Source organism: Candidatus Hydrogenedentota bacterium, from assembly GCA_035450225.1.
Lineage (GTDB): Bacteria > Hydrogenedentota > Hydrogenedentia > Hydrogenedentales > SLHB01 > DSVR01.
In genome coordinates, this window is record DAOTMJ010000016.1 from 62,372 (window position 1) to 83,309 (window position 20,938).

Sequence of the window (20,938 nt, forward strand, 5' to 3'; positions counted from 1 at the left end):
CATGGATGAAAAACGCCGGAAGAGGCGTTGAAGGGCTTTTGCCACATACCACGGCCGTTTCAAAGAAAGGGAAAACGATGTATCTGGATAGGTATTTCGAGGCAATGGACGCGGTTCTGGCCAAGGTGCGCGGCACACAACGTGCGCGCATTGAACAGGCAGGCGCGATGATCGCGGACCGTCTGGCGCACGGCGGCGCCTTGGCCGTGATGGACACGGGGCACATGCTTCGCCATGAAGCACTGTGCCGGGCAGGAGGAATGCTGGTCATTGCCCCATTCGCCTACACGCTCAACGTGGACAACACGATGGAGCACCGGAAGACGGAGCGCGCCACGGAAGAAATGGCCGAACTCGAACGGCGCACCGTGGGACTCGCTTTGGATTCGAGCAAGATGAAACGCGGCGATGTGTTGATCGTCAATTCAAATTCGGGGCGCACGTCAAATGTGATCGAAGTAGCCATTCAGTGCCGGGAACGGGGCATTGCAACCATAGGAATTGCCTCTTTCGGGCAAATGGAACGGTGTGCGGCAGTCCATCCAGCCGGCAAGCTGATTGACGTTGCGGACCTCTGTATTGATAATGGCTCACCGCATGGCGACGCCCTTGTGGACGTGAAGGACAACGAACGGATGTGTCCGGGCAGCGGCATCGCGTCCGCGTATGTTTTCTGGGCGATCCATGCGGAAGCCGTTGAACGCCTCCAGGCAATGGGAATCAATCCCTCGATCTACCGCAGCGTTCATGTCGGCGGCCACGAATATATTGAAGAACAGCGCAAACAATTCCTGGCAAAAGGCATCTGAGAAGCAAGCGCCACGGCAGGGCGGGCGCGCGTCCTCGCGCGCCGGAAGTGATGATGGCAGGCCGGCGGGGACGCCGGCCCTCCCATGGATGGGAGCGTGACTCGAGAAGGAGTAAGACGCATGGCGAAGACGACCGATTGTACCGTTCACATGGTTGGCCACGGTCATATTGACCCCACGTGGCTCTGGCGATGGACCGAAGGATACGAGGAGGTGCGCGCGACGTTTCGCAGCGCCCTCGATCGCATGAATGAAACCCCCGCGTTCAAATTCACCGCCAGCAGCGCCTGTTTCTATGCGTGGGTGAAAGCGTCCGATCCGGAAATGTTCGAGGAAATCCGAGCGCGCGTCAGGGAAGGCCGTTGGGAACTGGCGGGCGGTTGGTGGGTCGAACCCGACTGCAACATCCCGTGTGGCGAGGCGTTCGTGCGCCATGGCCTCTATTCGCAACGATTCTTTCAGAAGGAGTTCGGGGCACGGGCGACCGTGGGATTCAATCCCGACAGTTTCGGCCACGCGGGCACGCTTCCGCAGATTTACAAGAAACTTGGCATTGATTATTACGTTTACATGAGACCATGCCCGGTTTATGAAATGGATTATCCGAACGGGACGACGTTCTGGTGGCGGGCCAACGACGGCAGCGTCATCCTGGCATGCAATCTTCAGGAAAGTTACGGCGCCCACGACGAAGTCTTGGGACGCATCAAGCGCCTGCCCATGAACCCCCACTTGAATCCCGGCCAGACGCATATCCTTGGATTCTACGGCGTCGGCAACCACGGTGGAGGGCCGACCCGGAAGGCCATCGCACAGATCATCCAGGCAAAAAGCGACCGAACACTGCCGAAGGTCCTCTTTTCAACATTGCGCGAGTTCTTCGACGCGTTTCTCAAAACGACGAAGAAGTCCGATATACCGACGATTGCGACGGATCTCCAGCATCACGCGCGCGGGTGCTATTCGGCGCACAGCGAAATCAAGAGGCTCAACCGCCAATGCGAGCACGCATTGATGGCCGCGGAACGCTTTGCGACCGCCGCATGGTTGCTCGACGGGCATCCCTATCCGGAACAGCAATTCGAATACGCATGGAAGGATGTGCTGTACAACCAGTTTCACGATGTGCTGGCGGGCACAAGCCTCCAGAGCGCCTACGAGGACACACGCGATCAACTTGGCGCCGCGCGCCATCGCGCCGATGTCATCGCGAACGAAGCCATTCAGTGTGTGGCGCGCACGATCGACACGACCGCCGAGGGAAACACGGTGGTGGCGATCAACCCGCTCCCGTGGCCCGTCACGCAGACCATCCGTGTCGCGCCCATCGTGGACCGGTTGCTCGAGGAGCCGATCCATTTCGTGGACGACACAGAGCAACCCGTGGCCTGCCAGGCGGTCCTCACCGAGCGCATCGGAAGCACCGGTTATGCGTTCACGGCAGAACTGCCCGCAATGGGCTACCGTTGCTTTCACGCGCGGTCCGGCGCACGGAACATTCATCATGCGCGCATGCTGGCCGGTGATCGGAGTTCGCTGGAAAACGACTGGTGGCGGATTGAGTTCGATCCGTATGACGGCCACATCTGCCGCTTGTACGATAAAAACAACCATTGTGAAGTCCTTCGGAAAGGTAACGTGCTTGCTTGTATGGTGGATTCCTCGGACACATGGAGCCACGGCTACGAGGAATTCCGCGTCGAGGCCGGACGCTTCGGAAACGCCCGCCTTGAACTCCTCGAAATCGGCGACGTGCTCGCGACCATCCGCGTAACGTCAACGTTCGACAAATCAACCGCGGAACAATTCATTACCCTGTATCGCGACGTGGACACGATCGACTGTGTGTTTCGCATCAACTGGCAGCAACGATACACGATGCTGAAACTGGCCTATGAAACCTGCGTCGAAGACGGACAGGCCGCATACGACACGGCTTACGGCGTGCAACTCCGCAATACGCACGGTTTCGAGGAACCCGGCCAGCAATGGTTCGACCTGACGGGGTCGGTGGCGGGCGAACCGTATGGATTCGCGGTCCTGAACGACTCGAAATATGGTTTCGACGTTTGCGGCAACGTCATGCGCGTGACGATGCTGCGAAGCCCGGCCTACGCCCATCACGACCGCGCGCGGTACGATTCCTCGCTGCCGTACGCCATCATGGATCAAGGCTGGCAGACCGTAAAAATACGGCTCGTTCCCCATGCAGGACCCTGGGAAGACGCACGCGTGCCCAAGAAGGCGTGGGAACTCAACGAACCGGCGTTTGCCCACATCGAATCGGCCCATAAGGGGCGCCGCCGCATGAGTGCGAGCCTCGTCGGCACCGAGGCCGACAATGTCCTGCTATCGGTGATCAAGAAGAGCGAAGACGGGAACGACCTGATTGTGCGCGGGTATGAAACGGCGGGACGCCCTGTTTCGACCACGCTGCATTTTCCCTTCAAGAAGAAAACTTTTCATGTCGCGTTCGGTCCGCATGAAATCAAGACCTTGCGGATCAATCCGCGCAAGTGGACCTTGCAGGAAGTGAACCTGCTGGAAGAATAGAGACGGTTGGAAGAATCGGGCGCGCGGGAAATCGGTCCTCGCTTTCCGCGCGCCGGGAAAACAGACATGGCGATTGAAGACACCATTGCAGCAATGGTTCCGGAACTGATTGCCTTGCGGCGCGACTTTCACGCCCATCCGGAGATTCGTTTCGAGGAACATTGGACGTCGGACCGAATCGCGGCCTTTCTCGACGAAATCGGCGTTCCCTACACCCGGGGGTATGCCGGGGGCACGGGCATCGTCGCCCGGTTGGAAGGCCAAGGAACCGATACCGTTGCTCTGCGGACTGATATGGACGCGTTGGAGTTGGACGAAGCGGATCCCCGCATCTATGCATCCAAGACACCCCATCGAATGCACGCCTGTGGGCACGACGGCCATATAGCCTGCCTGTGCGGCGTGGCCAAGGCCTTATCCCTGCACCGCAGGGAATTGAACGGCAATGTGAAACTGATCTTTCAACCCGCCGAGGAACGCGAGGGCGGCGGGCGGCGGATGGTGGAGGAAGGGGCGCTGGACGGCGTGAAGGCGGTGTTTGCGCAGCATGCATGGCCGGAGATTCCAGCCGGCCGCTTTGGCGTCCGCGAAGGGACGATCATGGCGAGCGCGGACTGGTTTCGCATTGACGTCATTGGAAAAGGCTGCCACGGCGCCCATCCCGACGAGGGCGTGGACTCGCTGGTGGTGGCGGCGCATATCACGACGGCCCTGCAAAGCATCGTAAGCCGCGAGGTTGCGCCGACCGATCCCGCCGTCGTGACTGTGGGCCGGATCGTGGGTGGGGTTGCGCAGAACATCATTCCCGAAACGGCGTTCATCGAGGGGACGTTTCGCACGTTCAAGCCCGCGGTGCGCGACACCGTTCAATCCGCGATCGATCGCATTGCGCGGGGCGTCGCCGCGGCATTCCGCGCAACCGCCCAAGTGGCCTTCGGCGATTCCTATCCGGTATTAACCAATGATACCGCCATGACGGAACTGGCCCGAAAAACCATCCAGGAAACCTTGGGACCGAACGCGTTGGTGGAAATCGATCATCCTTCCATGGGCGCGGAGGATTTCGCCTACTATTTGCAGCGGGTTCCCGGTGCGATGATCTGGCTGGGCACGGGACGTCCGGGCCGGGAAAATCCGCCCCTGCACAGCCCCCACTTTGATTTCAATGACGACGCCATTGAACCGGCCGTGCGGGTATTGTCAAAAATCGTGTTGAGGGCATTGGAAAAGTAAAAATTTGAATATGCACTATCCGCATGATATATTCCCCAATATCGAGCGCATGTGCGGTCGTATCACACAATTCGCAGTGCTCGTGCGCGGCAAAAGTCTTGCGCGGGAAAACATGGCGGGTGTAATGCCCAAGGCGAAAGCCATGTCTTGCGCGGGACGTCGCGGTGGGAAACGTGCGCTTAGGAATGGCTTCAACAACAAGCAATGGAGGATGACGAAGTATGGCCAGTGATGCAACGAGCAGTTCCATGAAATCGCTCATGACGGAGAATCGCACCTTTGCCCCCCCGGCGGATTTCGCTGCAAAGGCGCATATCAAGTCATTGGAGCAATACCAGGCGATGTACGATCAATCGATCAACGACCCCGACGGTTTCTGGCTTGAACAGGCCAAGCAACTCGACTGGGTAAAGGCTCCGACCAAAAGCCGCGAGTACACTTGGAATACCGACGGGCGCGTAATCAAGCATACGTGGTTCGCCGATGGCGTGCTGAACGTGTCCTACAACTGCCTTGATCGCCACCTGAACGGCCCCAACGCGAAGAAAGCGGCGCTGGTATGGCAGGGCGAACCCGAAGAGGACAGCAAGACGCTGACCTATGAAGAATTGCATCGCGAAGTCTGCAAGTTCGCGAATATCCTGAAATCGCTGGGCGTCAAAAAGGGCGATCGCGTCTGCATCTACCTGCCGATGATCCTCGAATTGCCAATCGTAATGCTGGCCTGCACGCGCATCGGCGCCATTCACTCGATCGTGTTCGGCGGTTTCAGCGCGGACTCCCTCAAGGATCGCATCAACGACTCGTCCTGCAAGATCCTCGTGACGACGAATGTTTCGCTGCGCGCCGGCAAGCATATCCCGTTGAAGGGCATCTCCGACGAAGCGCTCAAAAACGCGCCGAGCATCGAGAAAGTCATCGTGTTCAAGCGCGACAATACCGAAGTCAACATGGTCGAAGGCCGGGACCTGTGGGCGGAAGAGTTGATGGAAAAAGCCAGCGCGGACTGCCCGCCGGAGCCGATGAATGCCGAAGATCCCCTTTTCATTCTCTACACATCCGGTTCGACCGGCAAGCCGAAGGGCGTCGTTCACACGACTGCCGGCTATCTGCTGCATGCGGCGCTCACGCACAAATACCTGTTCGACATTCAGCCGGACGACATCTACTGGTGCACGGCCGACATCGGTTGGGTGACCGGTCATAGTTACATCGTGTACGGTCCGCTCGCGAATGGTGCGACCTCGCTCATGTTCGAGGGCGTTCCCACCTACCCGGACGCCGGGCGCTTCTGGCAAGTCTGCGAAAAATACAAGGTCACGATCTTCTACACCGCCCCGACCGCGATCCGTTCGCTCATCGTCAAGGGCGTCGAGTGGCCGCAGAAATACGATCTCAGCACGCTCCGCCTGCTCGGCACCGTCGGCGAGCCGATCAATCCCGAAGTCTGGATGTGGTACTACGAGCACATCGGCGGCAGCCGTTGCCCGATCGTGGACACATGGTGGCAGACCGAGACCGGCGGCATCCTGATTTCGCCGTTCCCCGGTGCGATCACCCTGAAGCCCGGCAGCGCCACGCGCCCGTTCTTCGGCGTTGAGCCGGTGGTGTTGCGCGATGACGGCAGCGAAGCCGAAGCCAACGAAGGCGGCAAACTCTGCATCAAGAAGCCGTGGCCCGGCATGATGCGCACCATGTGGGGTGACCACGACCGCTTCATTGAAACCTATTTCACCATGTACAAGAACCTGTATTTCACCGGCGACGGCGCCCGCAAGGACCCGGACGGCGATTATTGGCTCATGGGCCGCATTGACGACGTCGTCAACGTGTCCGGACACCGCATCGGAACCGCCGAGGTCGAAAGCGCGCTCGTCAGCCATCCCAAAGTCGCCGAGGCCGCTGTGGCGCCCATGCCGCACGAGATCAAGGGACAGGGTCTCTACGCCTTCGTGACGCTCAAGGCCGGGGTCGAGGAAAGCGAAGAACTCCGCAAGGAACTTGTGGGACACGTCCGCAAGGAAATCGGGCCGATTGCCGCGCCGGACGTGGTCCAGTTCGCGCCCGCGCTTCCCAAGACGCGTTCGGGCAAAATCATGCGCCGCATTCTGCGCAAGATCGCCGAAAACGCGACCGACCAGATCGGCGACACGACCACGCTCGCCGATCCGCATGTAGTCGAGGCACTGGTCAAGGATCACGACAAACTGCAAGCGAAGAAATAAGGCAATCGAGGAACATGTAACCATGATGGGCCGGGTGTACCGTGGTGGGACGCCCGGCCCATCGGTTTTTTTAGGGAGGATTATGAGATGTCCGAACAACCTGCCATGAATCGCTGGATCGTCGTCGCCGGCGCGATCCTTATCCAATTGTGCCTGGGCGCCATCTATGCCTGGAGCGTGTTCGCCAAGCCGCTCAGCGCGCCCGACGGCGGCTACGGTTTCACCAACACCCAAACCCAAATCATTTTTTCCGCCGGTTTGGCGGTATTCGCCGTCGTCATGGTTATCGCCGGACGCCTTCAGGCGAAGACCGGACCGCGGCCGATTGCCATGCTAGGCGGCATCGTGCTCGGCATCGGCTACATCCTCGGCGGCCTTTTCGGCAAGACCTATCTGGCGCAGCTCATCTGCATCGGCTTTATCGGCGGCGCGGGCATCGGCCTCGGCTACGTCGTTCCGATTGCGGTCGGCGTCAAGTGGTTCCCGGACAAAAAAGGCCTCATTACCGGATTGTCCGTGGCCGGATTCGGTTTTGGCGCGACGCTGTGGGTGAAACTCGCCGGTGGATTCAAGACCATCCTGTGGCTTGTCCCTGCGAATTATGCCGGTTTGATCAAGACGACCAGCCTCATGGGCCTGCCCGGCGTTCAGAGCGTTTTCCTGCTGTACGGTATCGTTTTTCTCGTCTGTGTCGTTTTGGGCAGCCTCGTCATGATCAACCCCCCGGCCGGCTACAAGCCCAAGGGTTGGACACCGCCTCCGGCCACGGCCGCCGCCAGCGGCGCGCTCGACATGACCAGTGGTGAAATGCTCGGAACCCCGCAGTTTTACTTGTTGTGGTTGACATTCATGGGTTCGGCCATGGCCGGTCTCATGGTGATTGGCTGCATCTCGTTGTTCGGCACCGACGCCCTGCTGGCCAGCGGCGCCGCCGACAAGGATCAGGTCGCCGTGATTACCGGCACGGCGATGGCGCTCCTTGCCATCTTCAACGGCATGGGCCGCATCATCTGGGGTTCGGTGTCCGACAAAATTGGACGCAAACCCTCCATCTTCCTGATGTGTCTTCTGCAGGGCGTCATCATGCTCGCTTTCTACAAGATTGGCGGCAGCACAATGGGCCTAATCGCCGGCGCCTGCATCATCGGATTCAATTTCGGCGGGAATTTCGCCCTGTTCCCGGCGGCGACCGCGGACTTCTTCGGCAACAAGAACGTCGGCCTGAATTACGGCTGGGTGTTCCTCGCCTATGGCGTTGCCGGCATCTGCGGTCCGTTTATTGCGGGCTATTTCACCGATGCGGCCAAAGCGGCCGCGGCAGCCGCGGCTTCGCCGGAACTGGCGCTCGCGGCCAAACTGGCGGCGTGGAAAATGCCCATGCTCATTGCGGCCGCGGGCTGCTTCGCGGGCGCTGTTTTGTCCGCCTTGGTCAAACCGCCCAAGGCCAAGGCCTGATCGGATTGAAAATCACCGGGGGAGGATGCTCGCATCCTCCTCCGGTTTTTTTCTTCCACACAATGACTCCCTCACCCCGCTCGGTGGTATTTGCCGCCAAAGAAATCCCGCACCCATGACCCGACTTTTCAGGTCATAAAGGTGCAGGGTGCGGCAAGGACTATCAGATGTCCCATGAAGTCGTTGATATCGCTTGCGTCCTTCCGGCCCTTTTCATCCAGAGACTCTTCCCTGCCCCGACCGACGACAAAACGCACAGCGGAAAGATTCACGCCGGATCAGCAACGATCAGGTGTTGCGAGGATGGCGTCGAACAGGTGTTGCGCGAGATCTTCCTTGGCCATGTTCGGCCATTCCATCTTCAATCCGTCGCGCCCAAGCAAAAGGGCATTCAGCGTATCCATGCCAAAACCGGAATCGGGAACGCCGACCTGGTTCGCCACGATTAGATCGAGATTTTTCTTCACGAGTTTGCGGTCCGCGTTGGCGGCAAGGTCTTCGGTTTCGGCGGCAAATCCCACGAGTACCTGCCCTTCGCGTTTGGAAGCGCCGATTTGGGCGAGAATGTCGGGATTTTCAACCAGTGTAATCGAAAGCGATGCCCCGGTGCGCTTGTGTTTTTTCCCGAAAGACTGCCCGGGGCGGTAGTCCGCCACGGCAGCGGCGCACACGATAATGTCAGCCTCTTTCGCGCGCGCCAGGGTTTGTTCCTCCATCTGGAGCGCCGTTTCGACTTCGACGACTTCGGCGCCATGAGGCAACGCGGTCTCGCAGGGCCCGGTCACGACCGTAACCCGCGCGCCGCGGGCAAGCGCCTCGACAGCGAGCGCCCGCCCCATCTTGCCGGACGAACGATTGCCGATGTAGCGAACGGGATCCAGGGGCTCTCGGGTTCCGCCGCTGGTAATGAGGACCTTTCGGCCCTCCAGCGATTTGTCGCACGAAACAAGGGGCAGTGCCGCTTCGATGATGGACAGCGGATTGGCCAGCCGGCCTTGGCCCGTCGTGCCGCACGCCAACCGGCCCGTTTCCGGTTCGATGAACCGGCAACCGCGTGTACGCAGAATTTCGATATTCGCCTGCGTCGCGGGATGACTGTACATATTGGCGTTCATCGCGGGCGCAAACAAAATCGGCGCCCGCGTGGCCAGCAGGGTTGTGCTGAGCCAGTCGTCCGCAATACCGTGGGCGGCCTTCGCAAGGATGTTGGCCGTGGCGGGGGCGACGAGAAACAGATGGGCGCGTGTCGCGACGGCAATGTGCTCGATTTCGGGGTTGGCGTAGGGTTCAAAAAGCGCCGTGATGGCGCGGCGGTTCGTGATGGCTTCCAGCGTGGCCGGACAAACCAGTTCGCATGCCGACCGCGTCAATACCGGCGTCACATGCCCCCCCCACTCGACAAGACGCGAGGCAATTTCGCACGCCTTATATGCTGCAATCGATCCGGTTACGGCCAGAACGATCTCTTTATTCGAGATATGCCTCCGCATCGCCCGCATCCGTGGTATGCGACACCTTGCCGTCCAGGATCTCCTCCAGGGCGATGATCGTGGGCTTTTTTGAATGCGCGGAAACCAGCGGCCTCGAATCCGTGCGGCTGATCTGGCTGGCGCGCCGCGCCGCGAGGATGACCAGACGGTACAGGCTGTCAATCTTGCCGGAAAAATCTTCAACCGAGTAATTTCTCATGCGGTATACATTTCCTTCTTGGACATTTATTGTTTTGCGAAATTGCAATTATGACCGATATGGCGCGAAACATCAAATTTCAACCCACCGTAGACGATGGATCAAAATGCGTCATGCCTTCCGGGCGCCGTTTCCCTGCCTCACAAGGCCAGCCGTGTTCACCAATTCAGCCCTTCCTTCAAACACGGGGGGAAATAGTCCGCCCTACCAATAAATATATTTGAAGAAAACGGCCCGGCTCGCGGAATCCAGATCGTCGAGATCCTCGATTTCGTAGCGGTTGTAATCCACGTCGAGGATAATGCGGCCGTTGCGGCCGCCCTGCGCCACGGTGTAGCGATCCCAACGGCGGGTCATGAATTCCATGTGGCCCTTGTCGGTTTCGACGTTCCAGGACAGGAATCCAAGATCCTCTTCGATGTCGTTGATCTTGGAGATGTAATGGATGAAATAGCGCTTGGCCAATTCATGCTGGACGGCCATCAGGGAACTGGGCGAAAGTTCGCGGAGGCGGCGGATCATGCCGACCTCGCGGTGTTCAAGCGCCGATGCACCCGTCCACAAGGCCACGAATTCGCTGGGTTGCGAAACGGGGAAACAACGATACGCATGCACGTAATCGTAGTCTTCGTCGCCGTAGGTAACGTGCATGCCGCCTTCGTCGAGCAGATGGATGTGGAGTTTCTTCGTGTCGAGATAGCGGATGCGCGGGACGGGTCCCGGCGCGGATCGTTCTTTTTTAGTCTTCGGTTCGATTTCTTTCTTTTCGGCAACGGTTTCGAGTTCGTTAATCGAACTCAGGTTGTCGAACGACGTGTCGCGATCGCTGGTCAACTGGGTTTGAATATCCACCAATTTCTTGTAGATGCCCTTGAGTTCCAGCAATTCCTCGTGGGTGCCTTGCTCGCGAATGACGCCCTCCTCGAAGACCAGGATGCGGTCGCAGTTGCGCAGCGTCGAAAGACGATGGGCGACAGCGATGGTCGTCCGGCCAAGGCTGAGGGATTCCAACGCCTTTTGAATTTCGCGTTCCGCGATGGTGTCCACGCTTGATGTGGCCTCGTCGAGAATCAAAATGCGCGGGTTGTACAGGAGGGCCCGCGCGATGGCGACGCGCTGGCGTTCGCCGCCGGACAAGCCCGACCCGCGCTCGCCAAGTCGCGTGTCGTAGCCGTCGTGGATGCGTGTGATGAACATGTGCGCGTTCGCGGCCAGCGCCGCGTCCAGAATCAGTTCCGGCGCGACCGACGGATTGCCATACGATATGTTCTCGGCCACCGTTCCCCCGAAAAGGTACGGATCCTGCGGAACGAGTCCGATCTGACGGCGCAAACAGGTCTTTCGGATGCGGCGGATGTCAATGTTGTCAATCGTCACGACGCCGTCGTTGACTTCATAAAAGCGCATGATGAGATTGACCATGGTGGATTTGCCGCTGCCACTATGGCCGACGACGCCAATCATCTCGCCGGGCTTGATGTCAAAATTGACGTTGTGGAGGATGGGAATGTGCGGATCGTAGCCGAAAGTCACGCCTTTAAACGAAATCGCCCCTTGGATTTGCATATCCACGGAATCCGCACTGTCGGTTATTTCCGGTTCGTGATCGAGCACCTCAAACACACGGTGGGCCTGCGTCGTGAACGACGTAAACCAGTTCGACATCTGCGTCAGCGAGTTCAACGGCCCGTAAAACATACCCAAGTAACCGAGGAATTGCAGGAGTTTCCCAAGACTCATGGATGCCCCGAGCACCAAGTGGCCGCCGTAAAGCCAAACCACAAAACCGCCCAATTGGAACACGAAGCTCATCAGCGGGTAGAACCACGCCTGCGCATATCCGACGTACAGGCCCGCGTCGCGGAACTTCCCGCTGTAACTCTTGAACCGTTCCCCCTCGTGCTTCTCCTGCGCGAAGGCTTTGACCACGCGCACGCCGGACAACGACGCGTGCAGGACATTTGACAAATCCGAGCGTGTGGTCCAGTACTTGTTCCACGCCGGCACGACGTACTTGTAGAAAAAGACCGTACAGGTCATGACGACCGGCGCGGGCAAGCATGCAATCAGCGCCAGTTTCCAGTTCATCGTGAACATCACGGCGGAAATCACCACGACGTGGATAATCTGATAACCGAAACCGCTCGTTATCTGGTTGATGAAACTCTGGAGGGTTTCCACGTCTTGCGTGCACCGGGTCATGAGTTGGCCGACGGGGTGCTTGTCGTGGTAACGGACGGCCAGATCTTCCATTTTTTGGAACACATCGCGCCGCAGATCGTAACCGAGGCGGTTGTTTACCCATGCGGCAAGCCGTTCGCGCAGCCAGCCTACGATGCAACTCAACGCCGTCGTGACAATCAGCCCGCCCACGACCAGATACAACCAGTGCTGGTGATCCGTTATCCCCAGCAGGCGCGTCAGCCACCGGAACCAACCTGCCATGTCGCTGGGCTTGTCTTCGGCGAATACGTTGTCCACCAGCACCTGCGTCAGGGCCGGCGGCACCAGCGAAATCAGGATGGACAAGACAACCAAGACCATGCCAAGCGTCGCCAGTGGCCAGTATTCCTTGGTCCGACCCAGGAAACGCAAAAAGACAAGCCCGCGTTTCATGCATTTCGGGCAAATCGTCATGCTGCGATCCGGAAGGCGGATGCCGCACTTCTGGCAGCGTCCCTGGACCAGTTCCTCTTCTTCCTCCGGACGGACGACGACCTGCTTGCCTTGGGCCAGCGAACGGATTTTGTTGGCGACCTTCGAGAATTTCTCTGCGTTCTTGTTCGAAAACCGGATCAATTCCTCGTAGACGTTGTCGCTGGTTTTGGCCTCGAGGAATCCCGAACCGACGCGGCTGTCCGTGCGGGCCGTTTCGATCTTGGCAATGGGGACCTCGCGAATGAGCAGCGCCTCGCCTTCCCCCTCTTCCTCCTCGAGCATGTAGATGAGGACATGCTCGCGGGTGACGATCAGCCATCGCTCCGAATACTCGCCGGCGATGTCCAGATCGGTATTGGTCGCGACGATGACGTCGTCTTCCTTGATGCCCCGATCTTCGAGCGCTTTGCGAATCAAGGGCGGCACAGGGCGCCTGACCTGCGCCGTTTCAACTTCTCGCATGTACCGAAAAAATCCTCACTGCCGCACGGTTGCCGGTGTAACCTTCTCCTGTGTCCCTATTATGCCACAAAGTGCCGGGATAGTTCCTTTTTCCCACCATGGGCCGGTTGACTTAGACGGATTTGGGCCTTATCATTATCCATCTTGGCGCTTGAATTGGAATGGGGATCGAACAACTGCATGGGACGCGTTATTGTCGTCGCAAATCAAAAAGGCGGGGTCGGCAAGACGACGACCGCCGTCAATCTGGCCGCCTGCATGGCGGCGGCCGGACGTTCGACGCTGCTGGTGGATCTCGATCCGCAGGGCAACGCGTCGAGCGGTGTCGGTATTGATCGGACGACATTGGAGCGAACCGTGTACGACGTGCTTGTGGACGGCGTCGCCCTGTGTGAGGTCGTGACACCGGGTCCCGTGGAGTTTCTTTCCGTGGCGCCCTCGACGAAAGATCTCGTGGGCGCGGAGGTCGAACTGGTCAATGCCGAGGGACGCGAGTTCCGTCTACGCCGGCAAATCGAGGCGATTCGCGACAAATACGAGTATATTTTCATAGATTGCCCGCCATCGCTGGGTTTGTTGACGCTGAACGGACTGGTGGCCGCCGACGGCGTCTTGATCACACTGCAATGCGAGTATTATGCCTTGGAAGGCCTGAGCGAACTGTTGCATACCATCGTCCTGGTGCGCGATGGCCTGAACCCGCAACTCAAATTGCAAGGGGTTCTGCTGACGATGTTCCAACACACGAACCTGTCGAACCAGGTGGTCGCGGATGTGCGCGCACACCTTGGTCAGAAGGTCTATGAAACGGTAATCCCGCGCAATGTAACCTTGAGCGAGGCTCCGAGTTTCGGAAAGCCGGTCATCCTGTATGATGCCAAATCGCCGGGGGCGCGCGCGTACATTGCGTTGGCAGCGGAGGTGGCGGCACGTGGCTGAAGGCAAGAAAAAAGCGCTTGGACGCGGTCTGACCGCGCTGATATCGGTTCGGCCGGAGGAGCCGGCGACGGCGGAAGCCCCGCAGAGGGGCGAATCAGGCGACGGCGACAGGGTGTTGCACCTCGACCCGACAACCCTCAAGCCCAATCCCAAACAGCCCCGCAAGGCGTTCCGTGAGGAAGCGCTCGAAGAACTGGCGGCTTCGATCAAGCGTGACGGCGTCCAAGAGCCGGTTATTGTGCGCAAGGGCGAGGACGGCTACGAACTGGTCAGCGGCGAGCGGCGCGTCCGCGCGTGCATCATGGCCGGCCTTGACAAGATCCCCGCCATTCGGCGCGACGTGTCCGATACGGACATGCTCAAGCTGGGGTTGATCGAAAACATCCAACGCGAGGATCTCAACCCCATCGAACTGGCGCAGGGATTTCAGGCGCTGATTGCCGAATTTCACTGGACACAGGAACAACTGGCCGAAGAAGTCGGGAAAAAACGAGTCACGGTCACCAACATTTTGCGACTCCTGAATCTTCCGCCCGATCTCCAGCAACATCTGGTGGACGGCCATCTTTCGATGGGCCATGCACGGGCGATCCTGTCGTTGCCGACCGCCGAGGCGCAACGCGCCGCGGCGCGCAAGATCATTACACTGGGCCTGTCAGTCCGTGAAGCGGAACGCCTTGCCTCGGCGGCGGAACCAAAACCGAAAAAAATCCCCCGGGCCAAGGATCCAAACGTCGCCGGAATCGAAGAGGAATTTCAGCGCATTTTGGGCACCAAGGTAACGATTCGCACCCGGAAGAAAAATCGCGGCTCCATCGAAATCGAGTATTACTCCTTGGACGATTTCGACCGGATCATGGGAATTATCCGCGGCAAGCGGTAGCCGCACGGAAAGGAAGACTTGTCATGCTTGACCTGAAACTGCTTCGGGAAACGCCCGATCTCGTGCGTGAAGCGCTAAAGAACCGGAACAATCCCCTCGATCTCGAACCCATCCTCCAACTGGACGCCCGCCGCCGGCAACTACTCCACGATTTTGAACAGTTGCGCGCCGAACAGAATCGCGCCTCGGAGGAAATCGCGCGGCTCAAGAAAGCCAAACAGGACGCTTCGGAAGTCATCGAACAAATGAAAGCCGTCGCCGATCGCGCGCGGCAACTCGATGAACAGGCCCGTCAGGCTGAAGCCGATCTCGAAGAACAATTGTTGCTGATTCCCAATATCCCGGACACAAGCGTGCCGATTGGAAAGGATGAATCCGCCAACCGCGTCGAACGTATCTGGGGCGATCCACCGGTATTCGATTTTGAACCGAAGGATCATGTGGACATCGGTCAGGGCTTGGGCATTTTTGATTTCGATTGCGCGGCGAAATTGTCCGGCGCGCGGTTCTCCTTGTCAAAAGGGCCAGGGGCGCTGCTCGAACGCGCAATCATCAACCTGATGCTTGACACCCATACGCGCGAAAACGGCTACACCGAAATCCTCCCGCCGTTCGCCGTCAACAGCGACTCGATGCGCGGGACAGGCCAGTTGCCCAAATTCGCCGCCGACCTGTTCCGGCTTGAAGGGTTCGATCTCTGGCTTATTCCAACCGCCGAAGTGCCCGTTACAAACATTCACCGCGATGAAATCCTCGACATGGAACGGCTGCCCATTAAGTATTGCGCCTACACCCCCTGTTTTCGCAGCGAAGCCGGTTCGTATGGAAAAGACACCCGCGGCATGATTCGACAGCACCAATTCAACAAAGTCGAACTGGTGAAATTCACCACACCGGAACAATCATGGAATGAACTCGAAAGCCTGACCGCCAACGCCGAGGGCATCCTTCAAAAACTCGGCCTCGCCTACCGTGTCGTTTCGCTTTCCACCGGCGATCTCGGTTTCTCCGCGGCCAAGACCTACGATATCGAAGTTTGGCTGCCGGGGCAGAACAATTACCGGGAAATCAGTTCCTGCTCGAATTTCACGGACTTCCAGGCACGCCGCGCGAACATCCGCTTCCGCCGCGGCAAGAAACCGGAATTCGCGCACACCCTCAACGGGTCGGGACTGGCGGTGGGGCGAACCGTTGTCGCCATTCTCGAAAATTATCAGCAGGCGGACGGGACGGTCGTCGTGCCGCCCGCGTTGCGCCCCTACATGAACGGCATGGACCGTCTGGAGGCCATCCGGTAATGGATCCTTTTCATCTGGCCGCCGAGGCCATCAAGAGTTCCGGGCTAACCGTGGCCGTGACAGGCGCCGGCATTTCCGCCGAAAGCGGCATCCCGACTTTTCGCGGAGACGACGGCATCTGGCTGAAGTATCCGCCGAACGAATACGCCACCATTGATGCCTATAACGCCAATCCCGACAAGGTCTGGAAATTCTGGCTGGAACTCGGCGCAAAATTGGGTGGCAGCCGCCCGAATCCCGCGCACCACGCCCTCGCCGAACTTGAAGCCATGGGGAAACTCGAAGCGATCATCACTCAAAACATAGACAACCTCCACCAGGCCGCCGGCAGCAAAAACGTCATCGAATACCATGGCAACGCGCATTGGCTTGTTTGTCCGCGCTGCCGCCACCGGGATCCGCTCGACTTGTCACAGCAAACGGATTCACCCCCGTATTGTTTTTGCGGCACCCTGATGAAACCCGATGTCGTCATGTTCGGCGAGGCCATCCCCAGCCAGGCGCTCGTGGATTCGGCCCGTCTTGCCGAAACCTGCAACGTGCTGATCGTCGTGGGCACCTCCGCGCAAGTGTATCCCGCGGCCCGACTGCCGGTGCTGGCACGGCAAAGCGGCGCATTCATCATCGAGGCCAATATCGAGGAAACCGATTTCACGACTTCCGTAACCCATGTTTTTCTCAGGGGACCCGCCGGCGAAACCCTTCCCAAATTGATCGAGTGCGTGAAGACATAGTTTCGCGGTGGGCAAGGTGGATTTTGTGGGCGGTGATGCAGGTTCCGTCTCGTCCATAAAGTCACATCGTTCGCAGGACACGCCGTGGATCATCATCTCCTGACGCCAGATGCGCGAAAAAATCAAAGGCGCCGCGCGGGGCGCGGCGCTCGTCAATTTTGGTTCGTGTCAAGGCAACGGTTCTATTCAACCACGTGAGAGGCCGGCTCGGGGGGCTTGGCCCATTTCCAGCCCGCCAGTTACCGTCCGCCGAGCAATTGCAGGGCCGTCTGCGGAATGATATTGGCCTGGGCCAGCACCGACGTACCCGCGCTGACCAGAATCTGGTTGCGCGTAAACCGGATGGTTTCCTTGGCGATGTCCGCGTCGCGGATGGCGCTTTCGGACGCCGACGAGTTTTCCTCTTGGATGGCCAGTGTGTTGATGGTGAATTCGAGGCGGTTCTGCGTGGCGCCGAGCAGGGCGCGCAGGCTGTTCACGCTTTGCAGCGCCTGGTCGATCGTGCTGAGGGCCGAAACGGCGGTCGCCACCGTCGAAATGGCCACCTGGCTGATGCGCAGATCCGTCGTCTTCGCGCCCGACAACACGATGGTCAGCGTTTGACTCGTCATCGCGCCCGACTGCAGCGTCACGGTCTGCGCGGCGCTCAGCATCCGAATGCCATTGAAATCTGTGTCGATCGCGATGCTGTCAATTTGGGCCAGCAACTGTGCCACTTCGGCATGAAGCGCAAGGCGGTTGCTCGTTCCCTGCGTGCCGTTGGCCGCCTGCACCGCCAGTTCGCGCATGCGCTGAAGCGCGTTGGTCGTTTCGGTCAAGGCGCCTTCCGCCGTCTGCACCATGCTGATGCCGTCTTGCGAATTGCGCTGCGCCACCTGGGTGCCCAGGATCTGCGAACGCAGCGTCTCCGCAATTGCCAGCCCTGCGGCATCGTCCGCGGCCCGGTTGATGCGCAGGCCGCTGGACAAGCGTTCGAGGCTTTTGTTGAGGTCGCTCGTGGATGCCCGCAGGATGCGCGAGGCATTGATCGCGGCGATGTTCGTGTTGATTCTCAAACCCATGACGTAATTCCTCCCTGATATCCGTCGCCTTTGCTTCCTTGCATCGGTTTCATCCGGGACGCCCGCCATTCGGACGTTCCGCAGGATGTATCGGCAGGTTTGAAGGGAACTTTAGCCCGTGCCTCGTGCGGCGTCATCCAACACGCCCCCTGCCAGGATCCTGAAGTCCGTGGCGACATGGCGTTTCGTCCAAAAAGTATTCGGCAGATTCAATCGGCTGGCTGTCAGTCCAAAATCGGAACAGACAATGCCCGCCCCGGCTCATGAAAGATCGGATGGTTGGTTTGTCCCTCTTCGTACGGCGCTTGGCCTATCAGGGATTTCCGGCGTCTTTCTTCCGCTTGATTGCGAGGGCGGCCCGAAGACCCTTTTCGCGGATGACGCGGATCTTGAGTCCCGTCTCCGTCATGCGATAGAAGCGCTTGCCGTATTTTCGGAGCAGCCGGCGATCGATCTCGAATCCCAATCCGGGGCGTGTGAACGGCGCAAGCATCCCGTTTCGATCGGGCAGGATGGGTTCGATGATGCCTTCCCGTTCCTGCGGAACCCAAGACGGTTCCTCGAGGGGATATTCGAGCGGAAGCGCGTTGTCCGGATCGGCAAGGACCATGTTCCAGTTGATGTAAAACCCGATGCCGTTGGTCCATGTGTGGGGCGAGAATTCGCGGTTGTGCGCATGGCAGGCGTCAATGACCTGCTTCACCTGCGCAATGCCGCCGGCAAAGGTCGCGTCGGGCTGATAGACGTGGAAACAGTCCTTCTCGAACATGATTTTGATTTCATCCCAGCCGTAGTTGAGTTCGGCGCCCGAAATCCGGATGGGGGAAACCCGCTTCAACGCCGCGTTGCCGTCGTAGTCGCGCGAATCGAGCGGCTCTTCAAGCCAACGAAGGCCGTTGGCGTGACAGGCCGCGGCAAACTCCCTCGCGCGGGCGAGATCCCAGGCGGGAATGCGGTCCACAATGGACACGAGCCATCCCTGATTGGCGTCCACGCCGAGGACCATTTTGCCGTCAAGTCCCCTGGATACGACCTCGATATGGCGGATGTCGTCCTTGAGTTCGCGGTTCTTGACGCGAAGCTTGGCTGTCCTGAACCCCCGTGCGCGCATGGCGAGCAATTCGTCCACGCGTTTTTCCGGGTCGTGCATTTCGCCGGTCGAGCAATACGCCTCGATGGGCCGGGCCATGCCGCCGAGGAGTTCGTAGACGGGTTTGCCCTTCGCCTTGCCAAGGATGTCCCAGCAAGCTGGTTCGATCCAGTAATTGCGCCATCCCAGGAAACCGGCCTGTTTGAGCAGCGATTGCACGCGGGGGATATCGGTCGGATCGCTTCCGAGGATATAGCCGCCCAACAATTCGCCGAGTCCCTCGCGTTCACGGCCCATCGCCGATCCGGCGGAATATCCCTCGATCCCCTCGTCCGTTATCAGCTTGATCAGCGTGAACCGGTTGTGGGTCTGGGGATAGCCCGGGATCCACGTCGGCCAGAACGTCTGCCTGAGCGGAACGGACACATGGTACAGCTCGATGGCGGCGACCTTCATGCGTGTTCTTCCTCCGCCGGCGCGCGGCCATTGCCCTGCTGCGTCACGGCTTGATCTGATCGCGGCGCTGCTTGAGTTCGCGCCATGTCGTGAGGATGATCTTTTCTTCCTCGACAACCTTGCGCACCTCGGGATCAATCATCGTTTCGAGTTCGGCGAGCCGCATCGGACCGGACCCCGTGATGAACGGAAACACCTCCGTCGGTCGCGTGCAATGGACGATGAATTCGGTGATGCCCGGCTTGAGCGTGCGAAGGAATTCGATGACCTGCGCCTTCTTGTCTTCGGGCTTCTTGCATCCAAGGCCGCCGGGGTGTACGTCGTCAATGACGGGCAGGCCGGCGTCCCACGCCTGCTTACCCATGTCGCGCGCGGTGGCCACCATGATCGGCGTGTCTTGCGCGACATAGGTGAGATGCCCCGCCGGCAACAGCACCGGAATCTTGTATTCGATGCCGACTTTCAGGTACCGCTGGAAAAACGGAAAACTGGCAAACAGCGTGCCCATGTGCGAATCGAGATGCGACGGGTTCAATCCCATGGCAAGGCATTTCTCGATTTGCGCCCGGATTTCGGTCTCGACCTCGTCCGGCGTCGCCTTGAACATCACCGAGGGCACATCGTGGTGCAGGCATCCTTCCGTGTCCACCAGTCCGGGAACCGCCGGCTTGCCCGCCACCGGACCCCAGCGGTACTTGCCCCATTCCGAGGTCAGCGTAAGATGCACGCCATAATCCAAGTCGGGATGTTTTTTCGCATACTGCGCGAATTCAGGCACCCACGGGCACGGAAACATGATGCTTGTGGATGTCGCCACGCCCTTTTCCATGGCTTCGATCGTGCCCACGTTCGAATCATGGGACATGCCCGCATCGTCCACATGGAAAATGACCACACGTGAACCCGCGGGCCACCCCAGCCGTTCCGCGAACGTCGGTTCTTCCCCGGACGCCGATGCCCAACAAGCCAGACCCGCCAACAACCCCGCCATGACCCAAATCCTCATCGCCGCAATCTCCTCTGTCCGTCCATTATCAAAGGCCGCGACCCGTTTGCAACTCTTTACCGGCGCGGAAAAGGCAAAAAGCGACAACGACCCGCAATCCATTGGACCATTCCGACCGGCAAACGGTTGCGTTGTTACCGATTCACAAGAGAAAAAGCCGCCCAAGGCCCAAAGAGGAAAAGACGGGATCCCGCGCCACGAACCGGAAATGGTGCCCGGGGCGGGACTTGAACCCGCACACCCTTTTACGAGTACTAGGTCCTTAGCCTAGCGTGTATGCCAATTTCACCACCCGGGCACTATTCAACAATCTTACCGGATTGGGCGGGGCTTGTCAAATGGTCGAGTTATACACACAAGGGATGCCGCCCGAATGTCGGGTCCACG

15 protein-coding genes and 1 tRNA gene are annotated in these 20,938 nt (G+C 59.2%); 9 read left to right on the forward strand and 7 right to left on the reverse strand.

Annotated features, from left to right (window positions below; genetic code table 11):
* The first annotated feature begins 77 nt into the window (after positions 1-77).
* The 5 genes from P5540_10615 (at position 78) to P5540_10635 (ending at position 8,275) form a co-directional block, all read left to right on the forward strand.
* On the forward strand, positions 78-809 hold the full coding sequence (locus tag P5540_10615) for a sugar isomerase domain-containing protein (protein HRT65267.1): 732 nt from the start codon (positions 78-80) through the stop codon (positions 807-809).
* Positions 810-929: 120 nt separating this feature from the next.
* Positions 930-3,362 (forward strand): glycoside hydrolase family 38 C-terminal domain-containing protein, encoded by a 2,433-nt coding sequence (locus P5540_10620; protein HRT65268.1) that lies wholly within the window; start codon positions 930-932, stop codon positions 3,360-3,362.
* 66 nt (positions 3,363-3,428) lie between these two features.
* Positions 3,429-4,595 carry a M20 family metallopeptidase gene (locus P5540_10625; protein ID HRT65269.1) on the forward strand — a complete coding sequence of 389 codons (1,167 nt, stop codon included), beginning with the start codon at positions 3,429-3,431 and terminating at the stop codon, positions 4,593-4,595.
* A gap of 221 nt (positions 4,596-4,816) precedes the next feature.
* Positions 4,817-6,820: an acetate--CoA ligase gene (acs, locus tag P5540_10630; GenBank protein HRT65270.1), complete on the forward strand. Its 2,004-nt coding sequence runs from the start codon at positions 4,817-4,819 to the stop codon at positions 6,818-6,820.
* Between the two features lie 87 nt (positions 6,821-6,907).
* Positions 6,908-8,275, forward strand: coding sequence for an OFA family MFS transporter (locus P5540_10635; GenBank protein HRT65271.1), 1,368 nt, complete (start codon positions 6,908-6,910; stop codon positions 8,273-8,275).
* 278 nt (positions 8,276-8,553) lie between these two features.
* On the opposite strand, the gene coaBC is transcribed toward P5540_10635, so the two are convergent.
* The 3 genes from coaBC to P5540_10650 all read right to left on the reverse strand — a co-directional run bounded on the left by coaBC (position 8,554) and on the right by P5540_10650 (position 13,084).
* Positions 8,554-9,765, reverse strand: coding sequence for a bifunctional phosphopantothenoylcysteine decarboxylase/phosphopantothenate--cysteine ligase CoaBC (gene coaBC / locus P5540_10640; GenBank protein HRT65272.1), 1,212 nt, complete (start codon positions 9,763-9,765; stop codon positions 8,554-8,556).
* On the reverse strand, positions 9,743-9,964 hold the full coding sequence (rpoZ, locus tag P5540_10645) for a DNA-directed RNA polymerase subunit omega (GenBank protein HRT65273.1): 222 nt from the start codon (positions 9,962-9,964) through the stop codon (positions 9,743-9,745). The genes coaBC and rpoZ overlap by 23 nt, the downstream gene beginning before the upstream one ends.
* Before the next feature lie 204 nt (positions 9,965-10,168).
* Positions 10,169-13,084: a DUF1854 domain-containing protein gene (locus tag P5540_10650; protein ID HRT65274.1), complete on the reverse strand. Its 2,916-nt coding sequence runs from the start codon at positions 13,082-13,084 to the stop codon at positions 10,169-10,171.
* 180 nt (positions 13,085-13,264) lie between these two features.
* Between P5540_10650 and P5540_10655 the strand changes: the two genes are divergently transcribed.
* Genes P5540_10655 through P5540_10670 form a run of 4 tightly spaced genes read left to right on the forward strand, consistent with a single transcriptional unit; the run spans position 13,265 to position 16,938 of the window.
* Entirely contained in the window at positions 13,265-14,023 is a 759-nt protein-coding gene (locus P5540_10655; protein ID HRT65275.1) for an AAA family ATPase, read from the forward strand.
* Positions 14,016-14,906, forward strand: a complete 891-nt coding sequence (locus P5540_10660; GenBank protein ID HRT65276.1) for a ParB/RepB/Spo0J family partition protein — start codon at positions 14,016-14,018, stop codon at positions 14,904-14,906. Before P5540_10655 ends, P5540_10660 begins: the two co-directional genes overlap by 8 nt.
* Positions 14,907-14,929: 23 nt before the next feature.
* Entirely contained in the window at positions 14,930-16,204 is a 1,275-nt protein-coding gene (serS, locus tag P5540_10665; GenBank protein ID HRT65277.1) for a serine--tRNA ligase, read from the forward strand.
* On the forward strand, positions 16,204-16,938 hold the full coding sequence (locus P5540_10670; protein ID HRT65278.1) for an NAD-dependent deacylase: 735 nt from the start codon (positions 16,204-16,206) through the stop codon (positions 16,936-16,938). The genes serS and P5540_10670 overlap by 1 nt, the downstream gene beginning before the upstream one ends.
* Before the next feature lie 239 nt (positions 16,939-17,177).
* Here the strand turns inward: P5540_10670 and P5540_10675 are convergent, their stop codons facing one another.
* The 4 genes from P5540_10675 to P5540_10690 form a co-directional block, all read right to left on the reverse strand.
* Positions 17,178-17,999 carry a flagellin gene (locus P5540_10675; GenBank protein HRT65279.1) on the reverse strand — a complete coding sequence of 274 codons (822 nt, stop codon included), beginning with the start codon at positions 17,997-17,999 and terminating at the stop codon, positions 17,178-17,180.
* 313 nt (positions 18,000-18,312) lie between these two features.
* Positions 18,313-19,545: a mandelate racemase/muconate lactonizing enzyme family protein gene (locus tag P5540_10680; protein HRT65280.1), complete on the reverse strand. Its 1,233-nt coding sequence runs from the start codon at positions 19,543-19,545 to the stop codon at positions 18,313-18,315.
* Positions 19,546-19,588: 43 nt separating this feature from the next.
* Entirely contained in the window at positions 19,589-20,536 is a 948-nt protein-coding gene (locus P5540_10685) for a polysaccharide deacetylase family protein (protein ID HRT65281.1), read from the reverse strand.
* A gap of 224 nt (positions 20,537-20,760) precedes the next feature.
* A tRNA-Leu gene (locus P5540_10690) sits at positions 20,761-20,849 on the reverse strand.
* Positions 20,850-20,938 lie beyond the last annotated feature (89 nt).

Excerpts from the sequence above, each read along its gene's own strand:
- P5540_10615 (HRT65267.1), top strand. The coding sequence starts at position 78 with ATGTATCTGGATAGGTATTTCGAGGCAATGGACGCGGTTCTGGCCAAG.
- P5540_10620 (HRT65268.1), top strand. The coding sequence starts at position 930 with ATGGCGAAGACGACCGATTGTACCGTTCACATGGTTGGCCACGGTCAT.
- P5540_10625 (HRT65269.1), top strand. The coding sequence starts at position 3,429 with ATGGCGATTGAAGACACCATTGCAGCAATGGTTCCGGAACTGATTGCC.
- acs (HRT65270.1), top strand. The coding sequence starts at position 4,817 with ATGGCCAGTGATGCAACGAGCAGTTCCATGAAATCGCTCATGACGGAG.
- P5540_10635 (HRT65271.1), top strand. The coding sequence starts at position 6,908 with ATGTCCGAACAACCTGCCATGAATCGCTGGATCGTCGTCGCCGGCGCG.
- coaBC (HRT65272.1), bottom strand. The coding sequence starts at position 9,765 with ATGCGGAGGCATATCTCGAATAAAGAGATCGTTCTGGCCGTAACCGGA.
- rpoZ (HRT65273.1), bottom strand. The coding sequence starts at position 9,964 with ATGAGAAATTACTCGGTTGAAGATTTTTCCGGCAAGATTGACAGCCTG.
- P5540_10650 (HRT65274.1), bottom strand. The coding sequence starts at position 13,084 with ATGCGAGAAGTTGAAACGGCGCAGGTCAGGCGCCCTGTGCCGCCCTTG.
- P5540_10655 (HRT65275.1), top strand. The coding sequence starts at position 13,265 with ATGGGACGCGTTATTGTCGTCGCAAATCAAAAAGGCGGGGTCGGCAAG.
- serS (HRT65277.1), top strand. The coding sequence starts at position 14,930 with ATGCTTGACCTGAAACTGCTTCGGGAAACGCCCGATCTCGTGCGTGAA.
- P5540_10670 (HRT65278.1), top strand. The coding sequence starts at position 16,204 with ATGGATCCTTTTCATCTGGCCGCCGAGGCCATCAAGAGTTCCGGGCTA.
- P5540_10675 (HRT65279.1), bottom strand. The coding sequence starts at position 17,999 with ATGGGTTTGAGAATCAACACGAACATCGCCGCGATCAATGCCTCGCGC.
- P5540_10680 (HRT65280.1), bottom strand. The coding sequence starts at position 19,545 with ATGAAGGTCGCCGCCATCGAGCTGTACCATGTGTCCGTTCCGCTCAGG.
- P5540_10685 (HRT65281.1), bottom strand. The coding sequence starts at position 20,536 with ATGGCGGGGTTGTTGGCGGGTCTGGCTTGTTGGGCATCGGCGTCCGGG.